This is a genomic window from Teichococcus aerofrigidensis, assembly GCF_054073225.1.
Genome location: NZ_JBSXMU010000135.1, coordinates 1 through 7,611 on the forward strand (window position 1 = coordinate 1; position 7,611 = coordinate 7,611).

10 protein-coding genes are annotated in these 7,611 nt (G+C 72.3%); 6 read left to right on the plus strand and 4 right to left on the minus strand.

The annotated features are described in order from the left end of the window. Positions 1-40: 40 nt before the first annotated feature. Positions 41-355 carry a quaternary ammonium compound efflux SMR transporter SugE gene (gene sugE, locus ACVMLK_RS18315; protein ID WP_198367311.1) on the minus strand — a complete coding sequence of 105 codons (315 nt, stop codon included), beginning with the start codon at positions 353-355 and terminating at the stop codon, positions 41-43. A gap of 326 nt (positions 356-681) precedes the next feature. Here sugE and ACVMLK_RS18320 point away from each other — a divergent pair, with 326 nt between their 5' ends. The 3 genes from ACVMLK_RS18320 to ACVMLK_RS18330 are packed head-to-tail and all read left to right on the plus strand — an operon-like array spanning position 682 to position 3,379. After that, positions 682-2,121 carry a SidA/IucD/PvdA family monooxygenase gene (locus tag ACVMLK_RS18320; protein ID WP_457487210.1) on the plus strand — a complete coding sequence of 480 codons (1,440 nt, stop codon included), beginning with the start codon at positions 682-684 and terminating at the stop codon, positions 2,119-2,121. Positions 2,122-2,124: 3 nt separating this feature from the next. Then, complete coding sequence (locus tag ACVMLK_RS18325; RefSeq protein WP_422923473.1) at positions 2,125-2,574, plus strand: hydroxyisourate hydrolase; 450 nt, start codon at positions 2,125-2,127, stop codon at positions 2,572-2,574. Positions 2,575-2,596: 22 nt separating this feature from the next. Beyond that, entirely contained in the window at positions 2,597-3,379 is a 783-nt protein-coding gene (locus tag ACVMLK_RS18330) for a phytanoyl-CoA dioxygenase family protein (protein WP_457487211.1), read from the plus strand. Here the strand turns inward: ACVMLK_RS18330 and ACVMLK_RS18335 are convergent. Genes ACVMLK_RS18335 through ACVMLK_RS18345 form a run of 3 tightly spaced genes read right to left on the minus strand, consistent with a single transcriptional unit; the run spans position 3,373 to position 5,616 of the window. Continuing rightward, positions 3,373-4,089, minus strand: a complete 717-nt coding sequence (locus ACVMLK_RS18335) for an SOS response-associated peptidase (protein ID WP_457487212.1) — start codon at positions 4,087-4,089, stop codon at positions 3,373-3,375. The genes ACVMLK_RS18330 and ACVMLK_RS18335 overlap by 7 nt on opposite strands. Before the next feature lie 2 nt (positions 4,090-4,091). Further along, positions 4,092-4,424 (minus strand): DHCW motif cupin fold protein, encoded by a 333-nt coding sequence (locus ACVMLK_RS18340; RefSeq protein WP_198367306.1) that lies wholly within the window; start codon positions 4,422-4,424, stop codon positions 4,092-4,094. A gap of 4 nt (positions 4,425-4,428) precedes the next feature. Next, complete coding sequence (locus ACVMLK_RS18345; protein WP_198367305.1) at positions 4,429-5,616, minus strand: M20 aminoacylase family protein; 1,188 nt, start codon at positions 5,614-5,616, stop codon at positions 4,429-4,431. Positions 5,617-5,727: 111 nt separating this feature from the next. Here ACVMLK_RS18345 and ACVMLK_RS18350 point away from each other — a divergent pair, with 111 nt between their 5' ends. The 3 genes from ACVMLK_RS18350 to rpsI all read left to right on the plus strand — a co-directional run bounded on the left by ACVMLK_RS18350 (position 5,728) and on the right by rpsI (position 7,536). Then, a complete protein-coding gene (locus tag ACVMLK_RS18350; RefSeq protein WP_457487213.1) occupies positions 5,728-6,444 on the plus strand; it encodes an extensin-like domain-containing protein in 717 nt (238 codons plus the stop codon). Positions 6,445-6,557: 113 nt separating this feature from the next. Further along, a complete protein-coding gene (rplM, locus tag ACVMLK_RS18355) occupies positions 6,558-7,028 on the plus strand; it encodes a 50S ribosomal protein L13 (protein WP_198367303.1) in 471 nt (156 codons plus the stop codon). A 4-nt stretch (positions 7,029-7,032) separates the two neighbouring features. After that, positions 7,033-7,536, plus strand: a complete 504-nt coding sequence (gene rpsI, locus ACVMLK_RS18360) for a 30S ribosomal protein S9 (protein WP_198367302.1) — start codon at positions 7,033-7,035, stop codon at positions 7,534-7,536. Positions 7,537-7,611: the final 75 nt, after the last annotated feature.

Sequence of the window (7,611 nt, forward strand, 5' to 3'; positions counted from 1 at the left end):
GCCGGAACCGGCGCCCCGGCCATGACCGGGCGGGCGGCCCTCAGCCGACCAGCTTGAGCCCGATGATGCCGCCGGCGATCATGACGATGCAGGCGAGCCGCGCGGCGGTCGCCGCCTCACCGAAGAGCAGGATGCCGAGCAGGGCCGTGCCCACGGTGCCGATGCCGGTCCAGATCGCGTAGGCGGTGCCGAGGGGCAGGGCGCGGAGCGCCAGGCCCAGCAGGCCGAGGCTGGCGGCCATGCAGGTCACGGTGAACAGGGTCGGCACCAGCCGCGTGAAGCCGTGCGTGTACTTGAGCCCGACGGCCCAGCCGATCTCGAGAAGTCCCGCGAGGAAGAGGGTGATCCAGGCCATGACGGTCCTCCGTCTCCGAAGGCCGGGCCGTCCCTGCCGCAGGCGCCGGAACCCTGTCCGGGGAGGGTCGTCCCTCCGGGGGCATCGCCCCTGCCACGATCCATATAGGACCCCATGCGGGGGTGGGGAAGGTCCGACGGCGAATTGTCGATGACCTCGCCGAGGGACCGACGACCTGGCCCAGGGCGCCCAGGCGCGGGGGGTCGGCGCCACCGGGGAGCCGGGGTCACGGCTCCCTGAAGCGGGTGCCGCGGCGGGAGCATGGCGGGGCGGTCTTGTGCATGGCAACATGCCAGGCCCGCACCCTCGCCGACAGGCCCCGCACCATGCCCGAACCGCTCGCCACCCTGGAGCAGGCCGTCCGCCAGCAACTGGCGCTGCTGGATTATCCGGCGCCGGACTGGATGCCGGCGGCGGACGGTGTGCTGGACGTGGCCATCATCGGCGCCGGGCAGACCGGACTGGCCACCGCCTTCGGCCTGCGCCGGCAGAAGGTCGGCAATATCGCCCTCTTCGACGCCGCCCCGCCGGGCGGCACCGGTGTCTGGACCACCTTCGCCCGGATGCGCACGCTGCGCACGCCGAAACACGTCACCGGCCCCGATCTCGGCGTGCCGGCGCTGACGCCGCGCGCCTTCTTCACCGCGCGCGACGGCGTCGAGGCCTGGGACCGGCTGCACAAGATCGGCCGCGCGGACTGGCAGCGCTACCTCGACTGGTATGCCGCCGTGCTCGACCTGCCGGTGCGGCACGAACACAGGCTGCTGGAGATCGCTCCGGCGGCGGCGGGGCCGGCGGTGCTGCTGGCGCTCCGCTTCGCCACGCCAGAGGGAGAGCGGGTGATCCGCGCCCGCCGGCTGGTGCTGGCCACCGGCATGGACGGGGCCGGCGCCTGGGCGGTGCCGCCGCCCTTCGACCGCCTGCCGAAGGACCGCGTGCTGCACACCGCCGAGGCCATCGACTTCGCGGCGCTGGCCGGGAAGTCCCTGCTGGTGGTGGGGGCCGGGGCCTCGGCCTTCGACAATCTGGCGGTGGCGCTGGAGGCGGGCGCGGGGAGCGCCACCATGCTGGTGCGGCGGCGGCGGATGCCACGCGTCAACCCGTTCCGCTGGATGGAGCAGGCCGGCTATCTCGGTCAGTACCATGCCCTGCCGGACCTGCTGAAATGGCGCTTCACCCGGCACATCTTCGAGCTGAACCAGCCGCCGCCGCAGGAGAGCTGGAACCGCGTCTGCGACGATCCGCGCTTCCGCCTCGTCATGGGCGCGCCTGTCGAGGCCGTGCGCGAGGCGGAGGGGCAGGTGGTGCTGGAGACGCCGCGCGGCGCCTTCCGGGCCGATGCCGTCCTCCTCGGCACCGGCTTCGTCATCGATCACGCGCTGCGGCCGGAACTGGCACCCTTCGCCCGCCAGATCCGGCTCTGGTCCGACGCCTTCGCGCCGCCGCCGGGCGAGGAGAGCGCCGTCTGCGCCGCCTCGCCCTATCTGTCGGACGATTTCAGTTTCCAGGAGAAGACGCCGGGCGCCGCGCCGCTGCTGCCGCGCATCCACTGCATGACCTATGCGGCAACCCTGTCGATGGGCCTCTCGGGCGCCAGCATCAGCGGCATGAAGTACGGCGTGCCCCGGCTGGTGGACGGGATCTGCCGCGCCTTCTGGCGCGAGGATGCCGAGCGGCACCTGGCCGCCCTCCGGGCCTTCGACCTGCCGGAACTCACCTCCGCCATCCCCCAGGAGCTTCCCGATGCCCCCGATGCCACGGAATAGAGCATGAGCCAGAAGCCGAGCGCCCTTTCCACCCATGTGCTGAACACCGCCGAGGGCATCCCCGCGGAGGGGGTCGCCGTGGAGCTGTGGCGGATGGGGCCGGAGCCGGAGCGGATCGCCGCCGCCGTCACCGATGCCGATGGCCGGACGGAGGGCACGCTGCTGCCCGCCGGCACCTTCCGCCCCGGCCGCTACGAGCTGCGCTTCGCCATCGGCGACTACTTCGCCGCCCGTGGGGCCTTCGCCAAGGTCGCGCCGCCGCCGCCGCCCTCGGAGACGGCCGAGTTCCGTCTCCTCGATCCCCTGGCCGAGCCGCGCCGGGTGGACCCGCCGCCGGCCGAGCGCTTCCTCGACGTGGTGGTGCTCAACATCGGCCTCTCGGAAGGGCAGGGGCATTACCATGTGCCGCTGCTCTGCTCGCCCTGGTCCTACAGCACCTATCGCGGCTCCTGAGGGCCGCAGGCGTCGCGAATCCATGCATGATGACGACAGGGCGGACTACGCGCGGAACGGCTTCGCCCTGGTCCGGGGCGCCGTGACCGGCCCGCTCCTCGCGGCGCTGGGCCAGGCCGTGGACGCGGTGCAGGCGGCCGTTCCCGGCCTGGCGCCCGGGCTGCGCGAGCGCCTGACGCTGGAGCGGGACCTGACAGAGGACCGCCGCGACGGGATCGCCGCCTCGGAGGTGGGCGACGCCATCTTCATCCTGGGCGATCCCCCGGCTTTCGCCCCGGTCTTCGGGGCCCTGCTCGACCATCCGGCGGTGACCGGCCCGATCCGCGCCGCGCTGGGCGTGTCGGAGGCGGTGGCGCATTTCATGAACGTCACCATCAAGCATCCCGGCTTCGGCCGGAGCATCGGCTGGCACCGGGATTATCCGAACGGCTATGCCTGCCCGGAGGCCTCCTGCTTCCTGCGCGCGATGATCTGCCTGGATGGCATGACGGAGGCGGGGGGCGCGACCGCCTTCCTGCCCGGCTCGCACGCGCTGACCGACGCGGCGGCGCGCGCGGCGCCACGCCGGCCGGCGGGATGGAGCCCCGAAGGCGCCGTCACGCTCCCCTGCGCCCCGGGCGACATGGTGCTGATCCATCCGAAGGTGCTGCACGGGGGCGGCATGAACCGCTCCGCCCGGCCGCGCCGGAACATCATCCTGCAGGCGGGGGACGCCGCCGTGGCGCTGCGGAAGAGACCCGCCCAGGAGGCGGTGGCGGGGCGCCGGCTCGGCGGCCCGGCTCCGGCGCCGCCGGCCGGTCAATAGACCGGCCGGTCGTCCAGCTCGGGGGGCGGCGTCGCGGTCGGGTCGCGCGCCAGGAGCCCGGCATCGTTCTCGCTGAACTTGCCGACCCGCGCCGCCACCGGCCAGCAGGCCAACTCCTCCGGCGGGCAGGGCTGCAGGAAGTCGAGCAGCTCCTCCGCCGTGGCCTCCTCCTCGCCCAGCCAGGCCGGCCACAGCTCGGGCGGCAGGATCACCGGCATGCGGTGATGCACCAGGGCCTGCTTGGCATTGGCCTCGGTGGTGATGATGGTGAAGGTGCGAAGCCACGCGCCGTCCGGCTGCTGCCAGCCCTCCCAGAGGCCGGCAAGCGCCATCGGCTCGGCCGAGGCGAGGGCGACGGCATAGGGCTGCTTGCGCTCCCCCTCCTGTCGCCACTCATAGAAGCCATCCGCCGGCACCAGGCAGCGCCGCCGGGCGAAGGCCTCGCGGAAGGAGGGCTTCCCGGCCACGCCCTCGGCCCGGGCGTTCATCAGCTTCGCCGCGCCGGAGGCGTCCTTGGCCCAGCGCGGCACCAGCCCCCAGCGCAGCGGGCCGAGATGCCGGGCGCCGGTCCCGGGGTGGCGGCGCAGCACTGGCGCCTCCTGCGTCGGCGCGGTGTTGAAGTTGGGCAGGAAGTTCGGGAAGGGCTCCACCGCCTCGAAGTACCGCACGAGCTCCTGCGGCGTGCGCTGGAGGAAATATCGCCCGCACATGCTCAGTCGACGATGAACAGGGTGCAGCCGCCCTCGGTGACGGAGCGGTGCGCCGCATCGCCGAAGTCGGACATCATGTAGCTCATGCCCGCCTTCAGCGCGTGGCGCCGCCCGTCCTTCAGCTCGCTGACCAGCTCACCGGCGACGACGTAGATGATGTGCCCCCGGTCGCACCAGTGATCGGCGACATAGCCCGGCGAGTACTCGACCAGCCGGACGCGGATGTCGCCGATGGTGAAGCTGCGCCAGAGGGCGAAGCCGGTCTCGCCCTCGTGCCGGCTCGGCTCGACCTTCGACCAGTCGGTGACGGTGAAGGGAAGGGGAGGGATCTTCACGGCCTCAGCCCCTGTCCGAATCGTCGCGGGGCAGGAGCTGCTCGGCCAGCGTGGCGAAGAAGCTGGCGCCGACCGGCAGGACCGCGTCGTTGAAGTCGTATCGCGGGTGATGCAGGCCCGGATCGCTGGCCGTCCGGCCGCTGCCCAGCATCAGGTAGGAGCCCGGCGTCCGGTTCAGCATGAAGGCGAAATCCTCCCCGCCCATGGTCGGCTTCGGCATCTCGTGGGTCCGCGCCTCGCCCACCACGGCGGCGGCGGCGCGGGCGGCGAGGTCCGTGGCCTCCGCCTCGTTGACGGTGGCGGGATACATGCGGGTGAAGCGCACCTCGGCCCGCGCGCCGAAGGCGATGGCGATGCCGGAGGCGATCTCCGTCACCTTCCGCTCCAGCACGTCACCCACCTCGGGGCGGAACCAGCGGGCCGTGCCGCGCAGGTGCACCGTCTCCGGGATCACGTTGAAGGCGTTGCCGCCCTCGATCCTGCCGATGGTGACGACGCCCGCCTCCACCGGCTCCACGTTGCGCGCGACGATGGATTGCAGCGCGGTGACGATCTGCGCCGCGATCACCACCGGGTCGTTGCCCATGTGCGGCATGGCGCCATGCGCGCCATGGCCGGTGATGGTGATCTCGATATCGGCCACCGCCGCCATCACCGGCCCGGCGCGCCAGTGCATCTCGCCCGCCGGCAGGTTCGGCCAATTGTGCAGGGCGAAGACATGCCGCATCGGGAAGCGCTCGAACAATCCCTCCTGCACCATCTTCTCGGCGCCGCCGCCCATCTCCTCGGCGGGCTGGAAGATCACATGGACGGTGCCGGCGAAGTTGCGCGTCTCGGCCAGGTACCTGGCGGCGCCGAGCAGCATGGAGGTGTGCCCGTCATGGCCGCAGGCATGCATCTTGCCGGGCACGGTGGAGGCATGGGGGGCGCCGCTCTCCTCCAGGATCGGCAGCGCGTCCATATCGGCGCGCAGGCCGATCGCGCCGCCCTCCCCGCGGCCGCGGATGACACCCACGACGCCGGTGCCGGCGATGCCGGTCACCACCTCGTCCACACCGAAGGCGCGCAGCTTCTCCGCCACGATGCCGCTGGTCCGCGCCTCCTCGAAGGCCAGCTCGGGGTGGCGGTGGAAGTCCTGCCGCCAGGCGGTCATCTCCTCGTGGAAATCGGCGATGCGGTTCAGCACGGGCATGGCGGGGCCTTCCGGTCAGGTCTCGGGACAGGGGCAGCTTTGCGTCCGCGCCGCCGCCGCGGCAAGGGGGGCACCCTTTCCGGCGGGCCGGACGGGGCCATCTGAGAGGGGATGTTCCGCCGCCTCCTGGTCCCGATCCTCCTGCTCGCGCCGCTGGCGCTGCTTGGCGCCTATCTCGGCGGCGCGCTTCAGCTGCCGCCGCGCTGGGACCCGCGCGCGCCCCTCGACTTCCGCGACGCGCCCAACCTGATGACCGGCTGGAAGCTGGCGCGGATGGAGTGGGAGGAGGGCGCCTGCGCCGCCGCCTTCGCCGCGTCGGGCCTGACGCTGGAGCGCCTGCCGGACCGTCCCTCCGAGGTGGGCTGCCCTCTGGAGAACACGGTGCGCCTGGCCGGGCAGGGGGCCAGGCTGCAGCCGAACCAGCCCGTGGTGACCTGCCCGCTGGCGGCGGCCTGGGCGCTGTTCGAGCGGCACGGGCTGCAGCCCGCCGCCGAGCGGCATTTCGGCAGCCGCGTCGCCGCCGTGCGCCATCTCGGCACCTACAACTGCCGCAATGTCTATGGCCGCGCGGAAGGCCGGCGCAGCCAGCACGCCACGGCCAACGCGATCGACATCGCCGGCTTCACCCTGGCCAACGGGCGCGAGATCCGGCTGCCGCGGGACTGGGGCAGCGAGGACAGCGCCACGCCGGGGACGCCCGGCGGCTTCCTGCGCGAGGCGCGGGATGGCGCCTGCCGCTGGTTCAAGGCGGTGCTGGGGCCGGACTACAACGCCGCGCATGCCGATCACTTCCACCTGGACCGGGGCCGCTGGAGCCGCTGCAGCTGATGTGGTATCTTGATACCACCAAAGGAAAACCCGGCTTTTCCCTTGACCTGCGCGGGTTCCGCGGCGATAAGCCGCCACCGATTTCCAGACCGCCATTGTTCAGGATAGAGACCGTGCTGCAAACGCAGACCCGCTCGCTGAAGCCGGCGGAGGTGAAGAAGAACTGGGTGCTGATCGACGCGGAGGGCCTCGTGCTCGGCCGCCTCGCCGCCCTGGTCGCCAATCGCCTCCGCGGCAAGCACAAGCCGCAGTTCACGCCGCATGTCGACTGCGGCGACCATGTCGTGATCGTCAACGCCGAGAAGGTGAAGGTCACCGGCAACAAGGCCGAGCAGTCGGTCTTCTACTGGCACACCGGCTATCCGGGCGGCATCAAGGAGCGCACCCTGCGGGAGCGCCTCGAGAGCCGCTTCCCGGAGCGTGTCATCGAGAAGGCCGTGGAGCGGATGATCACCCGTGGCCCGCTCGGCCGCCGGCAGATGAAGAACCTGCACGTCTATGCCGGGCCCGAGCATCCGCATGCCGGCGCCCAGCCCGAGGCGCTGGACGTCGCCGCCCTGAACCGCAAGAACACGGTGGCCTGAGATCATGAGCGAACAGACGACCTCCAACAGCGTCTCCTCGCTGGCCGAGCTGAAGACCCTGGTCGCCGGCACCCCGGCCGCCGGCGAGGCCTCCGCCCCGCGCGAGCCGAAGAAGGACCAGTTCGGCCGCGCCTACGCCACCGGCCGCCGCAAGGATGCCGTGGCCCGCGTGTGGGTGAAGCCCGGCAAGGGCACGATCGAGATCAACGGCCGCGCGGCGTCGAAGTATTTCGCGCGCCCGGTGCTGCGGATGCTGATCACCCAGCCCTTCCTGGTGGCCGACCGCTACCAGCAGTTCGACGTCTACTGCACCGTCACCGGCGGCGGCCTTTCCGGCCAGGCCGGCGCGGTCCGCCACGGCATCAGCCGGGCGCTGACGAACTTCGAGCCGGCGCTCCGGCCGATCCTCAAGAAGGCCGGCTTCCTGACCCGCGATCCGCGCGTCGTCGAGCGCAAGAAGTACGGCAAGGCCAAGGCCCGACGTTCCTTCCAGTTCAGCAAGCGCTGACGCTGGGCGGACCGGCGTTCGGCGCCGGTCCGGAACACGGACTGTTTCATCGGCGAGGGCGGGTCCGCAAGGGCC